The organism is Paenibacillus sp. FSL M8-0228 (assembly GCF_038007385.1).
GTDB lineage: Bacteria > Bacillota > Bacilli > Paenibacillales > Paenibacillaceae > Paenibacillus > Paenibacillus polymyxa_D.
Genome location: NZ_JBBOXA010000001.1, coordinates 2,216,475 through 2,241,991 on the forward strand (window position 1 = coordinate 2,216,475; position 25,517 = coordinate 2,241,991).

Genomic DNA, 25,517 nt, shown 5'->3' on the forward strand with positions numbered 1-25,517 from the left:
CAAGCTCTGGCACTTGTCACATAACTACGGTTATGTTATAATTTTTTTGGTAATCATGGAGATAAAACCGTTGCTAAAAGAGTGGGGAAACCCACTCTTTACTGTTTGATATACAGTTACAACGTGAAAAGGTAGTTTTTGGGCACGAAACCGGTACGCCGGTTTATTTGCAGTGAGCCCGAAATGAACATTACATCAAATGAAAATGAAAATGCCGGTGATGGAGAAGCATTGTCCATGCAATAGGGCATCTTTTTTTCAACACAGGAAAGTTCACTTTTGGAGGTTATAATCTTTGAGCACACCAAAGATCAAATCAGTAGTAGAAGAAATGGCCCAACCTTACCTCGAAGAGCATGGTTTTGAACTGGTCGATGTCGAGTATGTCAAAGAGGGCAGTAATTGGTTTCTTCGCGTTTTTGTAGACAAAGACGGAGGAATTGATCTGGACGACTGCAGTATGATCAGTGAATATTTGGGTCAAAAGTTGGATGAAAATGACCCTGTTTCTACAGCATATTTTCTGGAAGTGTCTTCACCAGGCGCCGAAAGACCGCTAAAAAAAGCGGAGGACGTTACTAAAGCGGTAGGCAAAAACGTATTCGTTACTACATACGAGCCGATCAACGGCCTGAAGGAATTTGAAGGTCGTTTGCTTTCTTTTGAAGATGGGGAACTCACCGTTCAAAGCGGACAAAAGAAGCATGCTATACCTTATGACAAGGTAGCTGGTGCAAGGCTCGCGATCATATTTTAATTCAGATTTGACTGTTGCTGTTTGACATGTACTACATGTTTTTTTGCCTCGTGTGCCGACCAGTACGCAGGTGCATCATTTGAAAGGGGGAGCAGTAATCCATGAGTATGGATTTTATTGAAGCAATGAACGAGTTGGAAAGAGAAAAGGGGATCAGCAAGGATGTGCTGTTTGAGGCCATTGAAGCAGCCTTGATTTCTAGTTACAAACGGAATTTCAACACCGCACAAAACGTGCGTGTTGATATGAACCGCAACTCGGGAGTCATTAAGGTATATGCCCGCAAGCTGATCGTTGAGGAGGTATTGGATCCTCGCACCGAGATTTCATTGCCTGCGGCTCGTGAGATTAACCCGCATTTTCAGTTGGAAGATATCGCTGAAATTGAAGTTACACCACGTGATTTTGGACGGATTGCTGCACAAACTGCGAAGCAGGTCGTGACCCAGCGTATCCGCGAAGCGGAACGGGGACTGATCTACAACAAGTTTGTGGACAAGGAAGAAGATATTGTAACAGGAACTGTACAGCGCCAAGACCCACGTAACATTTATATTGATCTTGGTAAGGTGGAAGCGGTTCTCCCGTTAGGCGAATTGATGCCTAATGAGAAATTTAGCCATCTGGATCGAATTAAGGCTTATATTACCAAAGTAGAAAACACAACCAAAGGACCGCAAATTATGCTGTCCCGATCACATCCGGGTCTGCTTAAGCGTTTGTTCGAACTCGAAGTGCCTGAAATTTTTGATGGTGTTGTAGAGATTCGTTCCGTAGCGCGTGAAGCAGGCTTCCGTTCTAAAATCGCGGTTCATTCCCGTAACGCCGAGGTGGATCCGGTCGGCTCTTGTGTGGGTCCTAGAGGAACACGTGTACAGACTATTGTGAACGAGCTGCGTGGCGAAAAAATCGACATTGTACGTTATTCCGATAATGTTGATGAATACGTGGCTAATGCGCTGAGTCCATCCAAGGTGCTCGAAGTGCAGGTGTTTGAAGAAGAGAAAATGGCGCGTGTTATTGTGCCTGATTATCAGCTTTCTCTTGCTATTGGTATCAAAGGACAAAATGCTCGTCTTGCTGCTAAGCTTACGGGTTGGAAAATTGATATTAAGAGTGAAACACAGGCGGAGGAAGAACTCGGCAGACCGAGAACATCCACCGATGAAATGCATCAGGATTCCGTTTCTGTAGATTAAGCGGAGTGTAGGGGGGTTAATGCATGAAACAGAGAAAGATACCTTTGCGCAAATGTGTGGCCTGTCATGAAATGATGCCAAAGAAGCAGTTGATCCGTGTCGTCAAAACCCCTGAAGACGAAGTATTGATTGACTTGACTGGCAAAAAGTCGGGACGCGGCGCTTACTTGTGCGGCAAAGCCGCCTGCTTCAAGCTGGCTCAAAAGAGCAAGGCACTGGATCGAGCATTGAAGCACTCGGTTCATCCTGATATTTATGAGCAGCTAAGTCGTGATTTTGCTGCCGTCGAGGAAGAATTCCTGGCGGCACAAGGCAGCGTGCAGGATGAATAAGGCGCTGTCTGGATTGGGTCTTGCCATGAGAGCTGGCAAGCTGCTAACAGGTGATGAGATCGTTTATAAAGCGATCAGGTCTTCAGAAGCCAAGCTGGTCATTCTTGCGAAAGATGCTTCAATGAATACTCAAAAGAAATTCCGCGACAAATGCGGGACGTACAAAATCCCCTTAATGATAGGATTTGACCGGGAAAGCTTGGGAAGCAGTATCGGCAAGCCTGAACGGGTTGTGCTGGCTGTGACGGATCAAGGATTCGCGAAATTGATCAAGAAACATACGGGGATAATGTCGGAGGTGGAGTATATTGAGTAAACAAGAAAACAAAGACAAAGTGCGGGTATACGAATACGCCAAATCGTTGAACATGAGCAGCAAAGAAATTATCACCATTCTTAAACGGCTGGATATTCCCGTGAACAACCATATGAGCGTCATGGAACATGATGCCGTAGGTAAAGTGGAAAGTTTTTTTAAGAATATTAAATCCAATGCTGCGGCCAAGCAAGGCGAAGCAGGTACGGTGCAAGTAAGCTCGAATCAGGCCGGTTCAAGCCAGAATAGTAATCATTCAACTGAGCAAACCAAAAATCAACAGGAAAAGCAGGTAAGTATGAATAGGACAAACAACAACCAAAACAGTAACCGAAGCAGCGCTCCAAAAGCGCAAAGCAGTCAGCAGGGCGGTCAAAACCGCAGTCAACAAAGTACTAGCAGACCCACTGGTCAGCAAAGTACACAAAACCGCAGTAATGGTCAACAACAGGGAGGACAACAGCGTCCCGGCGGTAACACAGGTTCGCGTCCTCAAGGTAGCCAAAGCACTAACTCACGCCCTCAGGGAAGTAGTCAGGGTGGTACGGCTGTAAGAACATCATCCTCCACAGGTAGCAACAATGCGAACCGTAGTGGTGGCAACCGTACAGGCAGTAACTCCAACAACGGTGGTAACCGTTCCGGTCAAGGACGTTTTGACGATAACCGTCAAGGCGGCGGACGCGGTGGTAACGGTGGTCGTGGAGGCAATAATCGCGGTGGTAGCAATCGTGGCGGGAAATTTAACAATCGTGGTAAAGGTCAACAACAGGAACGTCGCGAGAAAATCGACAACACGCCAAAGAAAATTATTGTTCGTGGTGAGATGACCGTAGGCGAAACTGCCAAGCTTCTTCACAAGGATGCGTCAGAAGTCATCAAAAAGCTGATTATGCTCGGAACGATGGCGACCATTAACCAGGAACTGGATATGGATACTATCCTCTTGCTTGCCGGAGACTTTGGTGTCGAGGTAGAAGTGAAAATTCCGGTCGAAGAAGATCGTTTTGAAACGGTGGAAGAAAATGATGATCCTGCGGATCTGAAAACACGTCCACCCGTTGTAACGATTATGGGTCACGTCGATCATGGTAAAACAACTTTGCTGGATGCCATTCGCTCGACTAATGTAACTGGTGGCGAAGCTGGCGGTATTACACAGCATATTGGTGCATACCAAGTTGAAATTAACAGCAAAAAAATCACTTTCCTGGATACACCGGGTCACGAAGCCTTTACTGCTATGCGTGCACGTGGTGCTCAAGTGACAGATATGACGATTATCGTGGTTGCAGCTGATGACGGTGTTATGCCTCAGACGGTCGAAGCTATTAACCATGCGAAGGCGGCAGGTCTGCCAATTATCGTAGCTGTGAACAAGATCGACAAACCAGATGCCAACCCGGATAAAGTGAAGCAAGAACTCACTGAATATGAATTGGTACCTGAAGAGTGGGGCGGCGATACGATTTTCGTCAACGTTTCCGCGAAACAAAGAATGGGTCTGGAAGACCTGCTCGAAATGATTCTGCTCGTAGCTGAAGTGAATGAGTACAAAGCGAATCCGAACAAACGGGCACGTGGTACCATCATCGAGGCAGAACTGGATAAAGGCCGCGGTTCTGTGGCTCGTATCCTCGTTCAGAATGGTACACTGAAAGTTGGCGATGCTTTCGTAGCGGGTAACTGCTTCGGACGTGTGCGTGCCATGGTCAACGATAAAGGTCGTCGTCTTAAGGAAGCAGGTCCTTCCACTCCAGTTGAAATTACTGGTTTGACAGAAGTTCCACTTGCTGGCGATCCATTCATGGTGTTTGAGGATGAGCGGAAAGCACGCGCTATTGCTGACAGACGTGCGATCACACAACGCCAATCTGATCTGGGCAGTAATACACGCGTAACACTGGATGACCTGTTCCAACACATCAAGGATGGCGAAATGAAGGATCTGAACGTCATTATTAAAGGTGACGTGCAAGGTTCTGTCGAAGCGTTGAAAGGTTCCTTGAACAAGATTGAAGTCGAAGGTGTGCGCGTTAAAATTCTTCACAGTGGTGCAGGAGCAATCACCGAATCCGATATTATTTTGGCCGCAGCTTCCAATGCTATTGTCATTGGTTTTAATGTTCGTCCGGATAACCAGGCGAAATCTACAGCGGAAGCTGAAAAAGTGGACATTCGTCTACACCGTGTCATTTACAATGTCATTGAAGAAATAGAGCAAGCCATGAAGGGCATGCTGGATCCTGAATATAAAGAAAATGTGATTGGGCATGCTGAAGTACGTAACGTGTTCAAAGTTACTAAAGTCGGTACGATCGCTGGTTGTATGGTGACATCCGGTAAAATTACCCGTTCAGCAGAAGCACGCCTGATTCGTGATGGCATCGTCATTTTTGAAGGTAAAATCGACTCACTGAAACGCTTTAAGGACGACGCAAAAGAAGTTGCCCAAGGTTACGAATGCGGTATTACCCTTGATGGCTATAATGATGTTAAGGAACTCGACATTATTGAAGCGTTCGTCATGGAAACAGTGGAGCGCTAACGGCAGAGAGGTGAGCATCCATGGCTAAAATACGTACAGGTCGGGTTGGCGAGCAGATCAAGAAGGAGCTAAGCCAACTCATCCAAACTGAATTAAAAGACCCCCGCATCGGTTTTATCACGGTAACGGGTGTCGATCTTACAAATGATTTGTCCCAAGCGAAAATATACTTGAGCGTGCTCGGGGATGAAGAACAAAAAAATTCTTCCCTGAAAGCATTGGACAAAGCGAACGGTTATCTTCGTTCTGAACTCGGCAAACGGATACGGCTGCGCCATATTCCTGAGTTGATTTTCAAAATTGACGAATCTATTGCTTACGGCAGTCGAATTGAAAAACTGCTGAGTGATATCGACAAGGATGAAAAATAAAACTTTTAGTTTGTCTGAAGGAACCATGAACTGAATGTAAAGGAGAAGGCAATGCATACCTATGAACAGGCGCTTCAACAAGCGAAGGAATTTATTCTGGAGCATGATGATTACCTGATCGTATCGCATGTACAGCCGGACGGAGACGCAGTCAGCTCCACCGTAACGGTGGGCTGGCTTCTCTCATGTCTGGGGAAGAAATTTACCATGCTGAATGAGGGACCTATTCCCAAGCGCATGGATTTTTTATGGCATGCCGATGAGATTATGGATATGAGCCAGCAACCGCCAGAACGGAAATACAATCGGATCATTTGTGTAGATTGTGCGGATTACCGTCGTGTTGGTTTGACAGAGCAGTTTTTTACGGAAGATGCCATTATCCTGAATATTGATCATCATCCAACAAATGATGCTTATGGTACAGTTAATGTGATTAAGTCAGATGCTGCGGCAACAGCGGAAATTCTTTTTGATCTACTGGAAGAGTTTGCAGTAACCTGGGACGTCGAAGTAGCAACGGCTTTATATACAGGGTTGCTAACGGATACAGGAGGTTTCCGTTATTCCAACACTTCACCGAAAGTGATGTCTGCTGTGTCACAGTTACTTGCTTACGGTGTAGATGGTCCCTCTTTATCTGAGAAATTGCTCGAGGAAATGACCTTTCCACAAATGAAGGTGCTGACAAAAGCATTGCAAACGCTCACGATGTCCGAGGATGGAAAAGTCGCTTGGGTCGTTGTATCACCTGACGATATGACAGAATGTGGCGCTGTAAATGAGGACTTGGAAGGCATCGTGAATTACCCAAGAAATATTCGTGGTGTTGAGGTAGGCATTTTCTTTAAGGTTATTAATGATCAAGCGGTCAAGGCCAGCTTGAGATCGGCAGGGAATGTAGATGTAGCCGCGCTGGCTCAATCATTTGGAGGCGGTGGACATGTACGTGCGGCTGGCTGTCGGCTAGAGGGTAAACTGGAAGATATCATTAAGACAGTTGTAGGGCGGGTGAAGTCTGAGCTATGAACCCGATAAAGAAGGAACAAGCAGCTTGGGAAGGCGTCCTACCAGTCTATAAACCTGCTGGATTTACCTCTCATGATGTGGTGGCCAAGGCTCGCCGTTTATTAGGTATGAAGCGAATCGGACACACTGGAACGCTTGATCCGCAAGTAACCGGTGTTTTGCCCTTGTGTCTGGGACGTGCCACCCGCGTGGTGGAATACATGCAAGAGCGGCCCAAGGAATATCTGGCTACACTGCGATTAGGCATTGCCACGGATACCGAGGACCTGACTGGGGAAATTACGGAAGAAAGTGAACGTCCAGTAGAGGTGACGGAAGTGGAAGTCAAAGCGGTTCTGAAGCGTTTTGTTGGTACGATCTCCCAAGTGCCTCCAATGTACTCCGCGCTAAAAGTGGACGGCAAACGCCTATACGAACTGGCTCGAGAAGGCAAAACTGTTGAGCGCCAAAGCCGTGAAGTAAGCATTTATGAGTTGGAGATGACGGGATTCGCGGAGACGGAGGCGTATGTGGATATTTCTTTTCGTGCCTTATGCTCCAAAGGTACTTATATCCGTACACTATGTGTTGATATTGGCCGTGAATTAGGATATCCTTCAACGATGGTCAAGCTGGAGCGAACCATGTCTGCGGGAATTCCTGCGGAACGTTGTCTGACTTTCGAAGAGATAGAGCGTTTCGTAGCGGATGGCAGTCTTGGAGAGCGACTTATTACAACGGATCAGGCGATTGACTATATGCCTGAACATTTTGTGGCTGAAGCCAAGGTAACTGCGGCTCTGCAAGGCCAGCGCCTGTCGCTGAATATGATTTCACCACCTGTGACGGACAACCAGCCTTTCCGTTTGTATAAAGAGGATAAAACGTTTTTAGGCATATTTGGTCGGGATGAATCAGACGCGATTGCTCCCATTAAAGTTTTTTTAAGATTATAGAATTTATAGATTTTCAGGGGAGCTGAACAATTCTATAATTGCAAGAAAAACTTCCGCTAGGCGTGATCTGGCTTCCGTGAATTACGTCGATAGACGTTTTTCTTACCTTGAATTGTGCTATAATTTTGACGAAGTTAGTCAAATGATGTGAAATGCAGGTGAATTAATAATGATTACCGTATCGTTATCTTATCCATTGAGTGATGAGCTTTTGCAGCAATGGGGACGTTCACAGGTCACGGCGATCGGTCAGTTTGATGGTCTTCATCTTGGACACGCAAGCGTGATACGCGAGGCCGTTGCGCTGGCTCGTGAACAGCAAATGCCGGTATCTGTCATGACATTTCACCCTCATCCGAAGGAAGTCATGAAAAAAGGCGATTATGAAGGTTATTTAACACCGCTTGCGGACAAGCAGACTATTCTGGCTGATATGGGTGTGGATGTACTTTATATTTTGAGTTTTAACGAAGAATTTTCCAAGGTCAGCCCTGAGGCGTTTATGAGCGACGTGCTGCTTCCATTGCAAATTCGAACAGCGGTAGTAGGCTTTGATTTTCGGTTTGGCCACCGGGGAGCAGGGCATGAGAATACACTTCGGACGCTGGGAGGAAAGCTGATGTCTGTGCACACCGTACCACCGTTCGAACTGGATGGGGACAAGGTGAGCAGCTCTGGAATTCGCCGTGCTTTACAGACTGGGGATCTAGCGCATGCCTCTCGCTGGTTGGGACGTCCTTATCGTATCCAGGGTACTGTAATGGATGGGGAGAAGCGTGGACGTACGATCGGTTTTCCGACCGCTAATCTCAAACTGAGTGATACTTACGCGATTCCGATCAAGGGTGTATACGCTGTACGAGCACTAGTAGGTGATCGTTGGATAAACGGTGTAATGAATGTAGGGGTTAAGCCTACTTTCCATGAAGGTGTGCTGAATCCGTCGTTTGAGGTACATCTATTTGATTTTAATCAGCAAATTTATGGAGAGTCTGTACTTGTGGAGCTTCACCACTACATCCGTCCTGAACGCAAATTCTCTTCGGTGGATGAGCTGATCAACCAAATTGGCAATGACGCACAAACGGCTAAAAAGCTGTTAGGCTAATTTATTTACATAAGACAGGCGCTGTGTTATACTGACTTATGTTGTGTAAACAACGATGAACCTTAGCTTGGTTGTCCGCTTTCACCGGCGGCTACGAGGCTAATGGCGATTATAATGAAGGAGGTGAACAGGATGGCATTGACTCAAGAACGTAAACAGCAATTGATCGAGGAGTACAAAACTCATGAATCCGATACAGGATCACCAGAGGTACAAATCGCTATCCTTACTGAAAACATCGTCAACTTGCAAAGTCACTTTCGTTCGCACAAGAAAGACCATCACTCCCGCCGCGGGTTGTTGAAAATGGTCGGTCAGCGTCGTAAACTTTTGGCTTACCTGAAGAAGACTGATGTTAAACGTTACAGTGCGTTGATCGAGCGTCTCGGACTGCGTCGTTAATTTTCAGACATGTAATGAGAAAAGAAGCCTGGTTGTTCACCGCTTGTCCCTGCTAAGGCGACGGCGGACAGCAGCCGGGTTCTTTTTTGAAATGAGGAATCTTTTTTTGAATTACATATCCTGATTTGCCTGCGAGCTTCTTATGAATAAGACCTGCGCAGGAAATACTGAATATGTATAGAACTTTTACAATGAAATGAAATGGAGGGATACCATGGAGCAACGCGTAGAAATGCAGCTCGGCGGAAGAAAGCTGGTGCTGGAAACAGGACGTCTTGCGAAACAAGCCAATGCGGCAGTTAAAGTGAGTTACGGAGAAACAGTTGTGCTTTGTACCGTGACCGCTTCACGTGAACCGAAAGATTTGGACTTTTTTCCACTGACCGTAAACTATGAGGAAAGATTGTATGCTGTGGGGAAAATTCCTGGCGGATTTATTAAACGTGAAGGACGTCCGAGTCAAAAAGCAATTTTGTCCAGCCGTTTGACAGACCGTCCAATTCGCCCATTGTTCCCGGAAGGTTTCCGGAATGATGTACAGGTGTTGAACCTGGTTATGAGTGTCGATCAGGATTGCGAACCTGAAATTGCAGCAATGATCGGAACCTCGGCAGCACTTAGCATTTCGGATGTACCTTTTAATGGGCCAATCGGTGGAGTCGCTGTAGGACGTGTAGACGGACAATTTGTGATTAACCCGGATATTGCACAGCAGAATGCAAGCGACATGTACCTGGTTGTAGCCGGAACGAAAGATGCCATCATGATGGTAGAAGCCGAAGGCAATGAGATTCCAGAGGAAGTTATGCTGGAAGCCATTATGTTCGGTCATGATGAGATTAAGAACATTGTGGCAGTCATTGAACAATTGGTGCAAGTAGCAGGTAAAGAGAAAATGCAGGTTAAACTGCATGCTGTTGATGAAAAAGTGAACAGTGAAGTACGTGCTTATGCAGCTGAACGTTTAATGGAAGCTGTTAAAATTGCAGAAAAACATGCCCGTCAAGAGGCGATTGATGCAGTCAACGAAGAGACAGTTGCCCATTTTGAAGCACAATACATAGAGACACCAGAGCTTTTGAGCGACGTGAGCGAAGTTCTCTATGATATCGTCAAGGAAGAAGTACGTCGTCTGATCACGCATGATAAAGTGCGTCCTGATGGTCGTAAGCTTGACGAAATTCGTCCGATTGAAAGCGACACTAGCATCTTGCCGCGTACTCATGGTTCGGGCTTATTTACACGCGGTCAAACGCAAGCACTTAGCATTTGTACACTTGGTGCATTGGGTGATGTGCAAATTTTGGACGGTATTGATTTGGAAGAAACAAAACGCTTCATGCATCATTACAATTTCCCGCCGTTCAGCGTAGGGGAGGCTCGTCCTTTGCGTGCGCCAGGTCGTCGTGAAATCGGACATGGTGCTCTTGGTGAACGTGCGCTTTCCAAAGTAATTCCTTCCGAAACTGAATTTCCATACACCATCCGTCTGGTTTCCGAGGTACTGGAATCGAATGGTTCGACTTCACAAGCTAGTATTTGTGCAAGTACACTGGCTATGATGGATGCAGGTGTACCAATTAAAGCTCCGGTTGCAGGTGTAGCGATGGGATTGATCAAGGATGGAGATCATGTCTCCGTATTGACTGATATCCAAGGTATGGAAGATCACCTGGGCGATATGGACTTTAAAGTTGCTGGTACTGCGGAAGGCGTAACTGCCATTCAAATGGATATTAAAATTAACGGTATTGACCGCCAGATTTTACAGGATGCGCTCAAGCAAGCTAAAGAAGGACGCTTGTTCATTCTTAGCAAAATGATGGAAGCGATCCAGAAGCCACGTGAGCAGTTGTCTCCGTATGCTCCAAAAATTATGACGATGCACATTAACCCGGACAAAATCCGTGATGTTATTGGAGCTGGTGGTAAAATCATCAACAAAATCATCGAAGAAACCGGCGTGAAAATCGATATTGAACAAGATGGTCGTGTGTTCATCGCTTCCACAAATCAAGAGATGAATGAAAAAGCACGTTCCATTATTGAGGGTATCGTAAAGGAAGTCGTGGTCGGTGAGATTTACATCGGTACAGTAAAACGGATTGAGAAATTCGGTGCATTTGTTGAAATTTTACCAGGTAAAGATGGTCTGGTTCATATTTCTCAACTGTCTACTGAGCGTGTAGCCAAAGTTGAAGATGTAATTGCTATTGGGGATACAATTACGGTGAAAGTAACCGAAATTGATCAACAAGGACGTGTCAATCTGTCCCGTAAGGCTGTTCTGACAGCAGAAGCACCTGCAAAATCCTAGGACCTGCATGTCGCAGACTAGAAAGGCAGGAGAAGCTTTTCGTATTAACAGTACAAGGGATTTGAATAGCATTGTTTAAGCTTTTGGAAAGAGGCAGAGCTACGTTTCTGGCTCTTTTTTCATACATATACACAAGCTGCACCCAAGTGAGCTTCTAGAGCTTGCTACGTCATAGTTCTTGTCCTCGTCGCATACAATGTGGACAAACGGGCGGGGGGATGAAGGAATCATGAGTAGGACAAAAAGAGCAGTGTGGGTGGTAGCCAGTTTAGCCATCACACTGGTAATCGGACAGTTTAGCGGGGTTCGTGACTTCGCTGATCAATTACGCAATGGAGACGTTATAGGAGTTGGGGAGCCTAAAGTTGAAACAACGATGGCGATGGCGGCTTTACCCGATAATGCGCTTATGCAGCGACTAAGAACAGAAGCAGCCCGTCAGCGGCGGGAGCCAGTTGATGCCAAGATCGACAGGGTATGGAAGGCTATTCCAGGCTATAACGGGCTGGAGGTGGATTTGGATGCTACCTATCGCAAAGCGATTGCATCTCCGGATCGACCTATTCAATATGTATATCGGCAATTGGCACCTAAAATACATTTAAATCAGCTCGGTAATGTTCCAATATACAGGGGAAATCCCGAAAAGCCGATGGTCTCCTTCATGATCAATGTAGCATGGGGGAATGAATTTATCCTGCCGATACTGAACACGTTGGATCAGGAAAAGATCAAGGCTACATTTTTTCTTGATGGAAGTTGGTTGAAAAAAAATCCTGATCTCGCCAAGGAGATTCAAAAAAGAGGGCATGAGCTTTCAAATCATGCTTACTCTCATCCGAATATGAGCCGTCTGAGTCGGGCCAGAGCCACACAAGAAATTGAAAAGACTCAAGTACTTCTCCAAGAAACTTTGGGTATCAAAAATTACTGGTTTGCCCCTCCTTCGGGTGATTTTAATCAGCAAACGGTGGATATAGCAGCAGAAAGTGGGCTCAAAACAGTGTTGTGGACATTGGACACAGTAGATTGGAAACATCCGTCACCAGAATCGGTGATTAACAAAATCAGTAGTAAGGTTGAATCAGGCTCCCTGATATTAATGCACCCAACAGATTCCTCAGCGGCTGCTCTCAAAGGCATGATCCATGCCATTCGTAGTAAGGGACTTATGCTCGGAACTGTCAGTCAGACGCTTTCTCCTGATCGGCAGCTACCTGTTCCGGTTGAGTGAACGTCTTTTTTCTGTTAGGATTGAACATTATGGCTAAGTATGCAATTCAGTTTAGGAGGGCCAATCGTGGAAAGAATTCAACTCAAAAACGGCCTAAGAGTGGTCATTGAAAAAATTCCAACCGTGCGTTCAGTTTCTTTCGGCATCTGGGTTAAAACTGGCTCCCGGAATGAAACGCCGGACAATAGCGGTATTTCTCATTTTATCGAACACATGCTTTTCAAAGGAACAGAGCGTTTTAACGCTAAGGAAATCGCTGAGCAATTCGATGCCATCGGAGGAAATGTTAATGCTTTTACTTCGAAGGAATATACATGCTATTATGCCAAAGTGTTGGATGAGCATCTACCGATCGCAGTTGATGTGCTGTCTGATATGTTTTTTAATTCCAAACTAGATCAGGAAGAATTGGCAAAAGAGAAGAATGTGATTTTGGAGGAAATCTCCATGTATGAGGATACACCGGATGATATGGTGCATGATCTTGTATCTCGCGCCGCCTATGGTGAACATCCACTGGCTTATCCGATTCTCGGAACCGAAGATCACCTGCTTGCTATGGATAGCTCACATCTCAGCCATTATATGAGGGAACATTATACAATCGACAATACGGTTATCAGTGTGGCTGGTAATGTTGACGATCGCTTGGTAGAATTGTTGGAGCGACATTTTGGACATTTTGACAATCATGGAACCGTTTCGCCGCTGACAGTACCTGCGTTTAACGGTGAACTGTTGTATCATGAGAAAGCAACGGAGCAAAATCATATTTGTTTATCCCTACCTGGATTTGCAACGGGTGACGAACTCCAGTATGCTATGGTTTTGCTGAATAACGCGATCGGCGGCGGCATGAGTTCACGTTTGTTTCAAGAAATTCGGGAAAAGCGTGGGCTTGCTTATTCGGTCTATTCCTATCATAGCTCCCATGCGGACAGTGGCATGTTCACGATCTATGCAGGTACGGCTCCTAAACAAACAAAGGACGTGCTGGATTTGACGCTGGAGCTTTTACGAGATGTGGCTGTCAACGGTTTAGACGCTAATGAGCTTCGTAAAGGTAAGGAGCAATTAAAAGGAAGTTTGATTTTAAGCCTTGAAAGTACAGGTAGCCGGATGAATCGGCTTGGAAAAAATGAATTAATGCTTGGTCAGCATTATACGCTGGATCAAATGATCGAACATATCGAGCAAGTGACGGCGAATGATGTGAACAAAGTGCTGGATCGGATGTTCTCGGAGCCGTTTGCCCTGTCGATGGTGGGAGCGAGTGATTCAGCGGTAAAGGATATGAGGAGGGACTATTTTGTTAACTTACGTGGAAATTAACAGACTCGCGGGCAATGAAGATATTGAGCTGCCCCGCAAAATGTCAGAGCTTGCATCAGGGTTTGACTTGTATGCAGCAGTACAGGAAAATCTGGTACTGGAACCCGGCAAGCGTTGCCTCGTTCCAACCGGATTTGCAATAGCTATGCCGGCGGGATTGGAGGCGCAGATCCGTCCGCGAAGTGGACTGGCTCTTAAGCATGGTATTACTTGTCTCAATACACCGGGAACAATTGATGCGGATTATCGTGGGGAGATTAAGGTACTTCTTATTAATTTGGGCGAGGAATCGTTCACGATTACGCGCAATGAGCGAATTGCACAAATGGTATTTCAAGCTGTACCTGAGGTAGAGCTGAAACAAGTAGACCAATTATCTGAAACAGTGCGTGGTGCTGGAGGCTTTGGTCATACAGGACGCTGAGGCGATGGTTGGTTTAAAATGTACGAATATCTATTTTGTAAAAGCTTCGTATTTACTTGCTTAAGAGTATGTATGCATATAAAGGTCGCCTCATAAAGAGGCGGCTTTTTTTTGTGTTTTCTCACCCCTCTCCGGGCACTCGCATAGACTAAAAGCATATCGTGTCTCGGAAAGGAGTGATCCGGATGCTAACAGGAATACGCGTCGTTGTTTTGGGTGGCGATGCTAGGCAGCTTGAGGTAATCCGTAAATGTGTGGACATGGATGCTACCGTCAGTGTGGTCGGTTTTGACAAGCTTGAAGTACCACTCAAAGGAGTGACACTAGAACCACTGTCTGTCAAGCTGCTGGAATCGTCAGATGCATTGATTTTGCCGGTGGTGGGATGCGATGAGGAAGGCAACGTAAATGCACTTTTCGGAGCACAGAAGCTTCAGTTCCTGAATGAGCATGCTGCTGCTCTTCCACCTCATTGTATTGTATATACAGGAATGGCGCGGACGTACTTAAAAGAAATTTGTACCAGACATGAGTTAAAGCTGGTAGAGCTGCTGGAGAGAGATGATGTGGCCATATACAACTCTATACCTACGGCCGAAGGCGCACTGATGATGGCCATTCAGCATACTGATTTTACGATTCACGGTGCAGATTGTATGGTTCTAGGCATGGGACGGACTGGATTTACCATGGCAAGGGCACTACAGGGATTGGGAGCTAGAGTGAAGGTTGGAGTACGGCGGGCAGAGGATGCAGCGAGAGCCGTGGAAATGGGTTGGAAGCCTTTTATGACAAGGGATTTAGCGCATGAGACAAAGGGAGTTGACTTGATTTTTAATACGATACCCTCTATGATTATCACAGCGCAAATCCTGTCTAAATTGCCATTGAGCACCGTGATTATAGATCTTGCTTCCGCCCCGGGCGGATGTGATTTCCGTTATGCGGAAAAGCGTGGAATCAAGGCTATGCTTGCCCCTGGTCTTCCCGGTATTGTTGCTCCCAAAACTGCTGGTGCCATTATAGCGAATACGCTGGTGCAGTTGCTAATGGAAGATAATCCTGATCGGGGGGATGCACAATGAGTTGGCAAGGGAAAACAGTAGGTTATGCAATTACAGGCTCACATTGCACATTTGAAGAGGTAATGCCTGTTATACAGCGCTTTGTTGATGAGGGTGCAAAGGTCGTCCCTATTATATCCAATACAGTGCTAACAACGGATACTCGCTTTGGTACTTCGCAAAGTTGGCAAAAACAGTTGAAAGATATAACAGGGAATGATATCATTTCTACAATTGTGGAGGCTGAGCCACTGGGTCCCTCCCAAATACTCGATGTGCTGGTGATTGCACCTTTGACGGGGAATTCGATGAGTAAGTTAGCGAATGCGATGACAGACAGTCCGGTTTTGATGGCTGCCAAGGCGCAATTGCGCAACGGCCGTCCACTTCTTTTAGCCATATCTACTAATGATGGACTGGGCCTAAATGCTGCCAATATCGCCAAATTACTCGTAGCCAAAAATATCTTTTTTGTACCGTTCGGACAGGACAATCCAGTTAAAAAGCCGAACTCGCTTGTAGCTAACATGGAGTTGATTCCGGAGGCTGCTTATGAAGCATTGCAGGGCAAACAGCTTCAGCCGATGATTGTGGAACGCAAGACCCCATGAAGTATTATAGTTAACTGCTGAGCATCCCTCGCCTAGAAGATGATTCGATATTGTATCGGGTCTAATTTCTTGTTGGCGGTGGATGCTTTCAGAATAAAAAATGGTTTTTTAGTCGAGAAGGGGAGATATACCAGATGAGCAATAGAAAGTTTAATGTAGCTGTCGTTGGAGCGACAGGCGCTGTAGGAGAACAGATCGTAAATCTGCTGGAAAAACGGGATTTTCCTGTGGACAAAATCAAATTTCTTTCTTCGCCTCGTTCTGCCGGCACGTTAATTAGCTTTAAAGGTCAGCAAATTCCAGTAGAGATTGCTACCCCCGACAGCTTTGAGGGAATCGACATTGCTTTGTTTAGTGCAGGTGGAGACGTAAGTAAGGAATTGGCGCCGCATGCTGTTCGTCATGGGGCAGTTTGCATTGATAACACCAATGCATTCCGAATGGATCCGACAGCTCCTCTTGTAGTGCCTGAGGTGAACAGCGACAAAATTGCCGAGCATCAAGGCATTATTGCGAACCCGAACTGCTCCACCATTCAGATGGTAGCTGCTTTGAAACCATTATATGATCAGTATGGCATTTCTCGTATCATAGTATCCACATACCAGGCCGTTTCCGGGGCTGGAAGCCGAGCTATTGATGAATTGAATCGTCAAAGCGCAGCGATTCTTAACGGTGATGAAGTTCAGCCTGATCTGTTGCCAGTAGGCTCGTTGCCAGTAAAACATCAGATTGCTTTCAATGCTATTCCGCAAATTGATAAATTCCAGGACAATGGTTATACACTGGAAGAAATGAAAATGGTACGTGAAACGAAAAAAATACTGGGTGACGAATCTGTGGACGTAACAGCAACGTGTGTACGTATTCCTGTTGTATATGGTCACTCGGAATCTGTATATGTAGAACTTAAAAAAGATTATGATTTAGAAGAAATCCGTAATTTGCTGGCTTCAGCACCGGGAGTAACGCTAGTGGACGATCCTGCTGCTCAGCTTTATCCACTGGCATCTGAAGCTGCAGGAAAACCTGACGTATTTGTGGGGCGTGTACGCCGTGATTTGGGCAATAGCCGTGGATTGAATTTGTGGGTCGTATCCGACAATCTGCTCAAAGGAGCGGCATGGAACGCGGTGCAAATCGCGGAAATTATTGCTGCAAACGCGGAGTAACGTTCCAATATGGGGGAAAAATAATGGGTATTTTGGTGCAAAAATTTGGAGGAACCTCGCTTTCCACACCTGAAGCACGTAAACTTGTGTTGGCACATGTGAAGAGGGAGCTGGAACAAAATCTTCAATTGGTTGTTGTTGTGTCGGCCATGGGGAGAAAAGGAGAGCCTTATGCCACCGACACGCTGCTGGATTGGGCGGTGTCTAACGGCGATAGTCTGCCAAAGCGCGAACGGGATTTATTGCTGTGCTGTGGTGAAATTATTTCTGCTGCTACATTATGCAGCCTGATGGAGAAGGAAGGTATTCCTGCTACAGTGCTAACTGGGGCACAGGCGGGCTTTATTACGGATGATCAATACGGCAATGCTCGTATTTTGGATATAAAGCCAGACCGTGTTGTTGAAGAGTTGAACCAAGGCAGAGTTGTCATTGTGACAGGTTTTCAGGGACAAACAGCAGACGGTGATATGACTACCTTGGGTCGGGGAGGCAGCGATACGTCAGCTACTGCTCTAGGTGCTGCTCTACATGCGGATATGGTTGATATTTATACGGATGTGAATGGTATATTGACCGCCGATCCGCGCATTGTGGAAAACGCAAAGCCGCTTACACATGTTAGCTATACGGAGATTTGTAATATGGCTCATCAGGGAGCAAAGGTTATCCATCCTCGTGCTGTTGAAATCGCCATGCAGGCTAATATCCCGGTCCGTGTTCGCTCTACCTTCTCCGAAGGAGAAGGTACGTTAGTTACCCATCCGGAAGGCTTTAAAGACGTGCAGGCAGACATCGTAGACCGTTTCGTGACCGGTATTGCGTATGTTGGCAATGTCACTCAGATTAATGTTGAATTAAAGCCGGGTATGGAGCACTTGCAATTACAAGTGTTCAAATCTATGGCTGAACATGGAATCAGCGTTGATTTTATTAATGTAACGCCATCGGGGGCAGTTTATACTGTGTTCGATTATGATGGAAGCAAAGCGGTTGAAGTATTGAACGGGTTGGGTCTAGAACCTAAGATACTGGCCGGATGTGCTAAAGTTTCTGTCATAGGCGGTGGTATCAACGGGGTACCGGGCATTATGGCGACGATTGTGGAGGCATTGGCAGAATCAGACGTACAGATCCTTCAATCCGCAGATTCCAACACGACGATCTGGGTACTTGTTAAAAAAGAAGATATGGTGCAGGCTGTACGCGCATTGCATAATAAATTTGAACTCCATCAATAGGTGCATGGTCCGTGCTCGGATTTGCAAAAAGGAGGCAGCATGGTGAACTTCGGCAGATTGATTACCGCGATGGTGACACCTTTTGATCAGCAAGGAGAGATTGACTGGACTGCATTGTCCTCGTTGATTGATTATTTAATAGAAGAACAGCATTCAGAGTCACTTGTTGTATCTGGAACAACAGGAGAGTCTCCTACCCTGAGCGATGATGAGAAAATCAAGTTGTTTGCTTTTGTTGTAGAAAAAGCAGCTGGACGATGTAAAATTATTGCCGGGACTGGCAGCAACAATACGCGTCACTCCATTCATCTTACCCGTGCCGCGGAGCAGGCAGGAGCAGATGGTGTTCTACTGGTAGTGCCATATTATAATAAACCGAATCAGGAAGGGATGTATCAGCATTTCGAAAGTATTGCAAACTCCACATCCCTTCCAGCTATACTGTATAATGTTCCAAGCCGTACTGGAGCGAGTCTAACAGCTGAAACAACGCTGCGTCTTGCACAAATTCCAAATATTGTGGGAACCAAAGAATGTGCATCACTTGCGCAGGTTACACAGATTGCAGCGGCAGCGCCAGAGGGTTTTCTGGTTTATTCCGGGGACGATGCTTCTGGGTTGCCTGCTATGGCTGTAGGTGCTTATGGTATTATCAGCGTAGCGAGCCATGTGGTAGGTGCTGAAATGAAGCAGATGATCGATTCACTTGTAGGAGGACACTCTCAGGAGGCAGCAAAGTTGCATCAGCAGTTGTTCCCGATTTTCAAGGGTTTGTTTGGCTGTCCTCATCCTCTGCCTAATCCAGTGGCAGTAAAATATGCATTGGAATTACGGGGGATTAGGGTTGGTTCGGTTCGGTTGCCGCTCATTCCTCCAACTGAGGATGAAGCGGAATTTATTAAGAAATTATTTACCCGCTAAAGACAAATAGGAATGTAGGATATTAATTAATACTAAGGAGTAACCTTGTTAAGGGCAGTCGGTAGGTACAAAACCGATAGAGTTTATTGTCTGACAAGGTCCTCCAGCATGAAGGACGTTCTTATAGGACGTCCTTTTTGCTGTGCTTTTAACCATGCATATAGATAAAATGACAGATACTAATGGTTTGAGACGGCAATGGGAAACCTAGCGTAACGAACAGGATGACTTGTTTTTTCGTATTTTAATCATGTATAATGGGGTCAAGTGACTGGGTGCGGTATTTTTTTGAAAATTAAATAACAATCAAGGTACGACGTCCAACTACCATAGGAGGTTTAGATTCATTTGTCTAAAAAAACAAACAACGATAAATTGATGATTTTCGCTTTGGGCGGCGTCGGTGAAATCGGGAAAAATATGTATGTCGTTCAATACGGCAATGACATTGTCGTGGTGGATTCCGGTCTGAAATTCCCGGAAGAGGACATGCTGGGCATTGATATCGTTATTCCTGATATTTCCTACCTTACAGAGAACCGCGACAAAGTAAGAGGCATTGTGCTGACTCATGGTCACGAGGACCATATCGGCGGTTTGCCTTACGTGTTGAAACATTTGAATGTACCAGTATATGGTACCAAATTGACGCTGGGATTGGTGGAAAACAAGCTGAAGGAAGCGAATCTGCTTGGTGAAACCAAACGTATTTTGATCAATGCTGATTCCGAAATCAAGCTGGGTTCCACACTAAAAGCAACCTTCTTCAGAACCAACCATAGTATTCCGGATTCTGTAGGTGTATGTATTGATACTCCTGAAGGCGCTGTTGTTCATACAGGTGACTTCAAATTTGACCATACTCCGGTGAACGGACAATATGCAGATTTGCAGCGTATGGCTGAAATTGGCACACGTGGCGTACTGGCTCTTTTGTCAGACAGTACGAATGCCGAGAAACCGGGCTTTACACCTTCGGAAAAGAGCGTTGGTATTGTGCTGGAAGACATTTTCCGCAAGTCGAGACAGCGTGTGGTCGTAGCCACTTTTGCTTCTAACGTACATCGTATTCAGCAGGTAATTAATGCTGCTGAAGCAACGGGACGTAAAGTAACAGTTATTGGTCGAAGCATGGTTAATGTCGTAGGCATTGCTTCGGACTTGGGTTATTTGGAAATTCCGGATGGAATGCTGATTGAGCCTGAAGAAGTTGGCAAAATGTCAGCGGACCGTGTAGTTATTCTCTGCACAGGCAGTCAGGGCGAACCGATGTCCGCTTTGACAAGAATGGCTCGTTCCACACATCGAAAGGTTGACATTCTTCCAGGGGATTCAGTCATCATTGCAGCTACTCCGGTACCGGGTAATGAAAAATACGTTGGACGCACAATTGATGAACTGTTCCGTCTGGGTGCCAATGTATATTACAGCGCAGCTAATCCAGGTATTCACGTTTCTGGACACGGAAGCCAGGAAGAACTTAAGCTGATGCTGAATCTGATGAAACCAAAGTTCTTCTTGCCAATTCATGGTGAGTTCAGAATGCAACGTCGTCACGCCCTTCTTGCTGAAGGCGTAGGTATTGAGCCTGAAAATATCTTCATCACGGATATCGGTGAAGTCATTGAAATTCAGAATGGCGGAGCACGCAGAGCTGGTAAAGTTACAGCAGGTAACGTACTGATCGATGGACTAGGCGTAGGGGATGTAGGAAATATCGTATTGCGCGACCGTAAATTGCTGTCACAGGACGGTATTTTGGTGGTGGTTGTCACGCTGAGCAAGCAAGACGGAACGATTAAATCGGGTCCAGATATCATTTCCCGCGGTTTCGTTTATGTCCGTGAATCGGAAGGTTTGCTCGATGAAGCGAATCGTATTGTCTCAAGTACACTGCATAAGCTCATGAGTGAAAATGTAAATGAATGGGCTTCCCTCAAGACAAATGTCAAGGATGCATTGGGTCGCTTCTTGTATGAGCAAACTCGTCGCAGACCGATGATCCTGCCAATTATAATGGAAGTGTGATTCAATTGAAATTTGTTCAAAAACCTGAATTAAAAACTTAAGTCACAGGCACACAGTCGCCTCTCTTCCCGCAGGAAATATTGGACGGTTTCCGCGGGAGGAGAGGCTTTTTTGATTTTTCAGGGCAAGGAAAGGCATGGGGGTAGGTATAAAATATTCCATTTACATCCCATACTATAGGGTGACTACGGGTCATATAGATGCGTAAAGCGAAAGGAAGATCACCCATATGGAACAATACAGCAATCTATCATCTGGCAACGAGGAAACGGAAACGCCAGATCAACCAGAAATTGGGCAAAGACCCGCGTTACCTGCTATGGAGGCTTTGCAGCAACTGGGTCAAACCTCCATGCCTGGAGGCGAGTCCAATATTTTTTGCATGACGATTATCGGTCAGATTGAAGGGCATCTCATTTTACCGCCTCAAAACAAAACGACAAAATATGAGCACATTATTCCCCAACTGGTAGCGGCAGAACAAAATCCTCGTATTGAAGGATTAATGATTTTGCTGAATACAGTTGGTGGTGATGTAGAGGCAGGACTGGCTATTGCTGAAATGATCGCATCGATGAGTAAACCAACGGTGACCATTGTGATAGGCGGGGGGCATAGCATCGGTGTGCCGATTGCTGTGTCTTCCACTTATTCCTACATTGCGGAGAGTGCGACGATGACCATTCATCCTATTCGTATGAGCGGCCTGGTCATTGGAGTCCCACAGACTTTTGAATATATGGAAAAAATGCAGGAACGTGTCGTACGCTTTGTCGTTTCTCATTCTCGTATTACAGAAGAGCAGTTTAAGGAATTGATGTTTAAAACCGGTGAGTTAAACCGCGATATTGGTACAGCGGTTGGGGGAGCCGATGCAGTGAAGTATGGATTGATGGACGCGGTTGGAGGGATCGGAGAGGCTTTAAAACAGCTGAACACCATTATTGAAACGCGGCGTCAGCAAAACGGGAACGCTGGGATCCAACAGCAGGCTCCGTATGCTCCTTTTATTCCCAGTGCCACAGGAACTCCTACAGAGACACTGTCAGGGGAGCATAGCGGGGAGCTATCCCAATGACATTATATACTGTAATGCCAATGGAAATGGTGTGGCAAGGGATGTGGAAAGAGGCTGAGGAGCTTGCAGAGGTTCGAGTAGACGGTCTACTTATGCAGGTACAGCCGCTTGAAAGTCGTCGGGGGATCATTGTACGGTTGTTGGACTGCCCGCTGGAAGCCTACCTGAATCCGCGTTATGGACCCGGTCAAGTCATCGAATGGTCGTAGAAGTTGTCGAATAATATAGAAATCGGTCATTTACTGCTGAAAAAGAACATATGTGCGGATACCGGGTGACGTGGTATAATATTCTTCTGGGGGGTGACCTTGTATGTCCAGAAGAAGAAAAAGAAAAAAGAAAGCCGCATTTGGCGGAGTTCTAAAATTTGAAATTTACGGCATTGTGCTGATTACATTAGCGGTCATTGCGTTATCGGGTGAAGCGGCAGTTGGTCGGTCGCTATCCAAGATGTTTGGGCTCGTATTAGGGAAATTCTATTTTGTTATCCCTCTGATTGGCATTTATTATGGTCTGATGGTGATGATTCACCGCAAGTGGCCGAACCAGTGGAACTCGCGTAAAACGGGTTTGCTCCTGTTGGTATTTGCCTTTACACTTATGAGTTCTATTTCATCTATGGAGCAGCGTTTGGGGCCGATCAACGCGCTTCAGCCGGGCGGAGTGATGACCCAGATACATATAGATATGCGCGAGCAGTTGCTGTCGCCTGATCAGCAGGGCCATTCCTCAATGCTGAACAAGGATATCAGCGGGGGTTACGTAGGCGCGTTGCAGCTTACTGTTCTGTTGTGGCTGTTTGGTCTCACGGGAGCTAAACTGATCATGATTGTTATGTTCGTCATTTGTTTCATGCTGATGACTCAACTGTCCTATGTGGATTTGGTGCGGATTGTAAAGACCAAGCTGCTAGCAGCTGGGGGAAGTGTGCGCAAAAAATGGACTGGTAAAGCTACTCCGCTTTCGGCATCTAGCAAAGGTAATGGAAATAGAAAGATCAAGTCTGAGCCGATTCCTGCCTATGAGGAAGACATGGATGATGACTTTGACGAAATGCAGCCTCCTGCACGCAAACAACCGATTTTCTTTCAGTTGTTTGGTCTTAAGAATTCAGATAAAGCGGACAAGGAAGAGCATTCCGTCGATGAGGATGAGCATGATTTTCCATATGAAGCTGAGGACGCGCAGGCCCAGTGGAGAAATGGCAACCAGAGTGAAGAGCTGTCTGACGTAGTCGAACACGCTGAGCAGGAAGCTGCAATTCCGGTAAAAAGGTCGCCGATTATTAGGGATTTCTTCGAACAAGTAAAGCATGAGGAAAGAAGAACGGAAGCTGAATTTGGAGAGTCCCTGACAGGGGCAGAGCAGACGACTTCCATTATTGACGAACCCCTGGATGATGACTTTGTGGGTGCCAATGCGAATAAGGATATGGATGATTCGACTACGATTCAGGGGACATTAGAAGGTGCTCAGGGACAAGCTCAGACGATTGCAACTGGGGTGGCAGGCGAAGAGGTTGAAGGTACCCATACAGCTATCCCGGCTCCGCCGCCGCCTAAACCGTACAAGCTACCATCGTTTCGTTTGCTTGCTAAACCACAAAATGCAGGCAAAGGTATGGGACAAAAGGATTATATGCAAACGGCACGCAAACTGGAAGCAACGCTGGAAAGCTTCGGTGTGCGGGCGAAGGTGCTGGAGGTTGTCCGTGGCCCTGCCGTAACACGTTATGAAATTCAGCCGGACATTGGAGTGAAGGTCAGCCGTATTGTGAGTCTGACGGATGACATTGCGCTTGCGCTTGCTGCCAAAGATATCCGTATGGAGGCTCCAATTCCTGGCAAATCTGCTATCGGAATTGAGGTTCCGAATAATGAAGTTTCCATTGTAACGATGCGTGAGGTAATGGAGACAACCGTTTTCCAGGAGTCAGCTTCCAGCTTGTCTATTGCATTCGGACGTGATATTGCAGGACAGACGATTGTCGGTAATTTGGCCAAGATGCCCCATCTGCTTGTAGCTGGGGCAACAGGTTCGGGTAAATCAGTGTGTATCAATGGGATCATCACGAGTATTTTGTACAAAGCAAAGCCGGATGAGGTCAAATTTTTGATGGTCGATCCTAAAATGGTGGAGTTGAACGTGTACAACGGAATCCCACATTTGTTGGCTCCGGTCGTGACTGATCCAAAGCGTGCCTCACTTGCATTGAAGAAAATTGTAGTTGAAATGGAAAAAAGGTATGAGTTATTTTCCAAATCAGGAACCCGTAATATTGAGGGATACAATAATTTGATGAAAGATAACCCGGATGCATTTCTGCCTTACATCGTCGTTATTGTGGACGAGTTGGCAGATTTAATGATGGTAGCTGCGGGAGATGTGGAGGATGCGATTGCACGACTTGCCCAAATGGCGCGCGCAGCAGGCATCCACCTTATCATTGCAACGCAAAGACCTTCGGTTGACGTAATTACCGGGGTAATTAAAGCTAATATTCCTTCACGTATTGCCTTCGGCGTTTCCTCGCAGGTAGATTCCCGTACTATATTGGATATGGGTGGAGCCGAGAAGCTGCTCGGACGTGGTGATATGCTGTTCATGCCAATGGGTGCTTCTAAACCAGTCCGCGTTCAGGGAGCGTTCATGAGCGATCAAGAAGTCGAAAATATTGTTAACTATGTACGTGAACAGGGTGAAGCGCAGTATGATGAGACGCTAGTGCCGGAGGTGGAAGAGGTATCGACTGATGCAGATGAAATGCTGGATGAGCTGTACGATCAGGCTGTCAACATCATTTTAGAGGCTAAACAAGCTTCCGTTTCGCTCCTTCAGCGCCGTATGCGGATCGGTTATACACGTGCTGCTCGACTGATTGACTCCATGGAAGCTCGCGGAGTCATCGGCCCTTACGAGGGCAGCAAGCCCCGTGAGGTTCTTATCTCAATGGAGCAATATCAGCAAAATAAAGTTAGTTCCTAAGCATTATCTCTATCCAGCACTACATTAAAACGCTGTTCGTTCGCAAGGTAGTTGTTCTAAAATGACAACTGCAAGTGCACAAACAGCGTTTTTTGTGATGTATTTTTGAGGTG

Annotated in this window: 23 protein-coding genes; all 23 read left to right on the top strand. The window is 46.1% G+C overall.

Annotated elements, in window-relative coordinates; all coding sequences use genetic code 11:
* Window positions 1–295 precede the first annotated feature (295 nt).
* Entirely contained in the window at window positions 296–757 is a 462-nt protein-coding gene (gene rimP, locus MKY98_RS10425; RefSeq protein WP_029517020.1) for a ribosome maturation factor RimP, read from the top strand.
* Between the two features lie 101 nt (window positions 758–858).
* Entirely contained in the window at window positions 859–1,956 is a 1,098-nt protein-coding gene (nusA, locus tag MKY98_RS10430; RefSeq protein ID WP_013309927.1) for a transcription termination factor NusA, read from the top strand.
* A gap of 23 nt (window positions 1,957–1,979) precedes the next feature.
* Complete coding sequence (rnpM, locus tag MKY98_RS10435; protein ID WP_007430067.1) at window positions 1,980–2,288, top strand: RNase P modulator RnpM; 309 nt, start codon at window positions 1,980–1,982, stop codon at window positions 2,286–2,288.
* Complete coding sequence (locus tag MKY98_RS10440) at window positions 2,281–2,604, top strand: L7Ae/L30e/S12e/Gadd45 family ribosomal protein (protein WP_029517021.1); 324 nt, start codon at window positions 2,281–2,283, stop codon at window positions 2,602–2,604. Before rnpM ends, MKY98_RS10440 begins: the two co-directional genes overlap by 8 nt.
* Complete coding sequence (infB, locus tag MKY98_RS10445) at window positions 2,597–5,152, top strand: translation initiation factor IF-2 (RefSeq protein WP_029517022.1); 2,556 nt, start codon at window positions 2,597–2,599, stop codon at window positions 5,150–5,152. The genes MKY98_RS10440 and infB overlap by 8 nt, the downstream gene beginning before the upstream one ends.
* A 20-nt stretch (window positions 5,153–5,172) precedes the next feature.
* On the top strand, window positions 5,173–5,523 hold the full coding sequence (rbfA, locus tag MKY98_RS10450) for a 30S ribosome-binding factor RbfA (RefSeq protein ID WP_010346342.1): 351 nt from the start codon (window positions 5,173–5,175) through the stop codon (window positions 5,521–5,523).
* Between the two features lie 51 nt (window positions 5,524–5,574).
* A complete protein-coding gene (locus MKY98_RS10455; RefSeq protein WP_069011407.1) occupies window positions 5,575–6,552 on the top strand; it encodes a DHH family phosphoesterase in 978 nt (325 codons plus the stop codon).
* Complete coding sequence (gene truB, locus MKY98_RS10460) at window positions 6,549–7,487, top strand: tRNA pseudouridine(55) synthase TruB (RefSeq protein WP_069011408.1); 939 nt, start codon at window positions 6,549–6,551, stop codon at window positions 7,485–7,487. Before MKY98_RS10455 ends, truB begins: the two co-directional genes overlap by 4 nt.
* A 169-nt stretch (window positions 7,488–7,656) precedes the next feature.
* On the top strand, window positions 7,657–8,595 hold the full coding sequence (locus MKY98_RS10465; RefSeq protein WP_069011409.1) for a bifunctional riboflavin kinase/FAD synthetase: 939 nt from the start codon (window positions 7,657–7,659) through the stop codon (window positions 8,593–8,595).
* 132 nt (window positions 8,596–8,727) lie between these two features.
* Window positions 8,728–8,997, top strand: coding sequence for a 30S ribosomal protein S15 (gene rpsO, locus MKY98_RS10470; RefSeq protein ID WP_007430074.1), 270 nt, complete (start codon window positions 8,728–8,730; stop codon window positions 8,995–8,997).
* Window positions 8,998–9,211: 214 nt separating this feature from the next.
* Window positions 9,212–11,314: a polyribonucleotide nucleotidyltransferase gene (pnp, locus tag MKY98_RS10475; protein ID WP_039274655.1), complete on the top strand. Its 2,103-nt coding sequence runs from the start codon at window positions 9,212–9,214 to the stop codon at window positions 11,312–11,314.
* Between the two features lie 229 nt (window positions 11,315–11,543).
* Complete coding sequence (locus MKY98_RS10480; RefSeq protein WP_176715716.1) at window positions 11,544–12,548, top strand: polysaccharide deacetylase family protein; 1,005 nt, start codon at window positions 11,544–11,546, stop codon at window positions 12,546–12,548.
* A 66-nt stretch (window positions 12,549–12,614) separates the two neighbouring features.
* A complete protein-coding gene (locus MKY98_RS10485; RefSeq protein ID WP_023988223.1) occupies window positions 12,615–13,880 on the top strand; it encodes a M16 family metallopeptidase in 1,266 nt (421 codons plus the stop codon).
* Window positions 13,858–14,304 (top strand): dUTP diphosphatase, encoded by a 447-nt coding sequence (dut, locus tag MKY98_RS10490; RefSeq protein ID WP_039274649.1) that lies wholly within the window; start codon window positions 13,858–13,860, stop codon window positions 14,302–14,304. Before MKY98_RS10485 ends, dut begins: the two co-directional genes overlap by 23 nt.
* Before the next feature lie 185 nt (window positions 14,305–14,489).
* Window positions 14,490–15,389: a dipicolinate synthase subunit DpsA gene (dpsA, locus tag MKY98_RS10495; RefSeq protein WP_029517030.1), complete on the top strand. Its 900-nt coding sequence runs from the start codon at window positions 14,490–14,492 to the stop codon at window positions 15,387–15,389.
* Entirely contained in the window at window positions 15,386–15,979 is a 594-nt protein-coding gene (locus MKY98_RS10500; protein ID WP_029517031.1) for a dipicolinate synthase subunit B, read from the top strand. The genes dpsA and MKY98_RS10500 overlap by 4 nt, the downstream gene beginning before the upstream one ends.
* A 134-nt stretch (window positions 15,980–16,113) precedes the next feature.
* A complete protein-coding gene (locus MKY98_RS10505) occupies window positions 16,114–17,151 on the top strand; it encodes an aspartate-semialdehyde dehydrogenase (RefSeq protein ID WP_013309939.1) in 1,038 nt (345 codons plus the stop codon).
* A 23-nt stretch (window positions 17,152–17,174) separates the two neighbouring features.
* A complete protein-coding gene (gene dapG / locus MKY98_RS10510) occupies window positions 17,175–18,392 on the top strand; it encodes an aspartate kinase (RefSeq protein WP_069011410.1) in 1,218 nt (405 codons plus the stop codon).
* Window positions 18,393–18,431: 39 nt separating this feature from the next.
* Complete coding sequence (gene dapA / locus MKY98_RS10515; protein WP_029517033.1) at window positions 18,432–19,313, top strand: 4-hydroxy-tetrahydrodipicolinate synthase; 882 nt, start codon at window positions 18,432–18,434, stop codon at window positions 19,311–19,313.
* Between the two features lie 348 nt (window positions 19,314–19,661).
* Window positions 19,662–21,341, top strand: coding sequence for a ribonuclease J (locus tag MKY98_RS10520; protein ID WP_013309942.1), 1,680 nt, complete (start codon window positions 19,662–19,664; stop codon window positions 21,339–21,341).
* Window positions 21,342–21,570: 229 nt separating this feature from the next.
* Window positions 21,571–22,419: a ClpP family protease gene (locus MKY98_RS10525; RefSeq protein WP_029517034.1), complete on the top strand. Its 849-nt coding sequence runs from the start codon at window positions 21,571–21,573 to the stop codon at window positions 22,417–22,419.
* The gene (locus MKY98_RS10530; protein ID WP_023988229.1) at window positions 22,416–22,628 is read left to right on the top strand and encodes a YlzJ-like family protein; all 213 of its coding nucleotides are present in this window, start codon (window positions 22,416–22,418) and stop codon (window positions 22,626–22,628) included. Before MKY98_RS10525 ends, MKY98_RS10530 begins: the two co-directional genes overlap by 4 nt.
* Window positions 22,629–22,731: 103 nt before the next feature.
* Entirely contained in the window at window positions 22,732–25,404 is a 2,673-nt protein-coding gene (locus tag MKY98_RS10535; protein ID WP_069011411.1) for an FtsK/SpoIIIE family DNA translocase, read from the top strand.
* The last annotated feature ends 113 nt before the right edge of the window (window positions 25,405–25,517 follow it).

What these genes read in the sequence shown, in the direction of transcription:
- nusA (WP_013309927.1), top strand. Translation starts at nt 859, where the DNA reads ATGAGTATGGATTTTATTGAAGCAATGAACGAGTTGGAAAGAGAAAAG.
- rnpM (WP_007430067.1), top strand. Translation starts at nt 1,980, where the DNA reads ATGAAACAGAGAAAGATACCTTTGCGCAAATGTGTGGCCTGTCATGAA.
- MKY98_RS10440 (WP_029517021.1), top strand. Translation starts at nt 2,281, where the DNA reads ATGAATAAGGCGCTGTCTGGATTGGGTCTTGCCATGAGAGCTGGCAAG.
- rbfA (WP_010346342.1), top strand. Translation starts at nt 5,173, where the DNA reads ATGGCTAAAATACGTACAGGTCGGGTTGGCGAGCAGATCAAGAAGGAG.
- MKY98_RS10455 (WP_069011407.1), top strand. Translation starts at nt 5,575, where the DNA reads ATGCATACCTATGAACAGGCGCTTCAACAAGCGAAGGAATTTATTCTG.
- truB (WP_069011408.1), top strand. Translation starts at nt 6,549, where the DNA reads ATGAACCCGATAAAGAAGGAACAAGCAGCTTGGGAAGGCGTCCTACCA.
- MKY98_RS10465 (WP_069011409.1), top strand. Translation starts at nt 7,657, where the DNA reads ATGATTACCGTATCGTTATCTTATCCATTGAGTGATGAGCTTTTGCAG.
- rpsO (WP_007430074.1), top strand. Translation starts at nt 8,728, where the DNA reads ATGGCATTGACTCAAGAACGTAAACAGCAATTGATCGAGGAGTACAAA.
- pnp (WP_039274655.1), top strand. Translation starts at nt 9,212, where the DNA reads ATGGAGCAACGCGTAGAAATGCAGCTCGGCGGAAGAAAGCTGGTGCTG.
- MKY98_RS10480 (WP_176715716.1), top strand. Translation starts at nt 11,544, where the DNA reads ATGAGTAGGACAAAAAGAGCAGTGTGGGTGGTAGCCAGTTTAGCCATC.
- dpsA (WP_029517030.1), top strand. Translation starts at nt 14,490, where the DNA reads ATGCTAACAGGAATACGCGTCGTTGTTTTGGGTGGCGATGCTAGGCAG.
- MKY98_RS10500 (WP_029517031.1), top strand. Translation starts at nt 15,386, where the DNA reads ATGAGTTGGCAAGGGAAAACAGTAGGTTATGCAATTACAGGCTCACAT.
- MKY98_RS10505 (WP_013309939.1), top strand. Translation starts at nt 16,114, where the DNA reads ATGAGCAATAGAAAGTTTAATGTAGCTGTCGTTGGAGCGACAGGCGCT.
- dapG (WP_069011410.1), top strand. Translation starts at nt 17,175, where the DNA reads ATGGGTATTTTGGTGCAAAAATTTGGAGGAACCTCGCTTTCCACACCT.
- dapA (WP_029517033.1), top strand. Translation starts at nt 18,432, where the DNA reads ATGGTGAACTTCGGCAGATTGATTACCGCGATGGTGACACCTTTTGAT.
- MKY98_RS10525 (WP_029517034.1), top strand. Translation starts at nt 21,571, where the DNA reads ATGGAACAATACAGCAATCTATCATCTGGCAACGAGGAAACGGAAACG.
- MKY98_RS10530 (WP_023988229.1), top strand. Translation starts at nt 22,416, where the DNA reads ATGACATTATATACTGTAATGCCAATGGAAATGGTGTGGCAAGGGATG.
- MKY98_RS10535 (WP_069011411.1), top strand. Translation starts at nt 22,732, where the DNA reads ATGTCCAGAAGAAGAAAAAGAAAAAAGAAAGCCGCATTTGGCGGAGTT.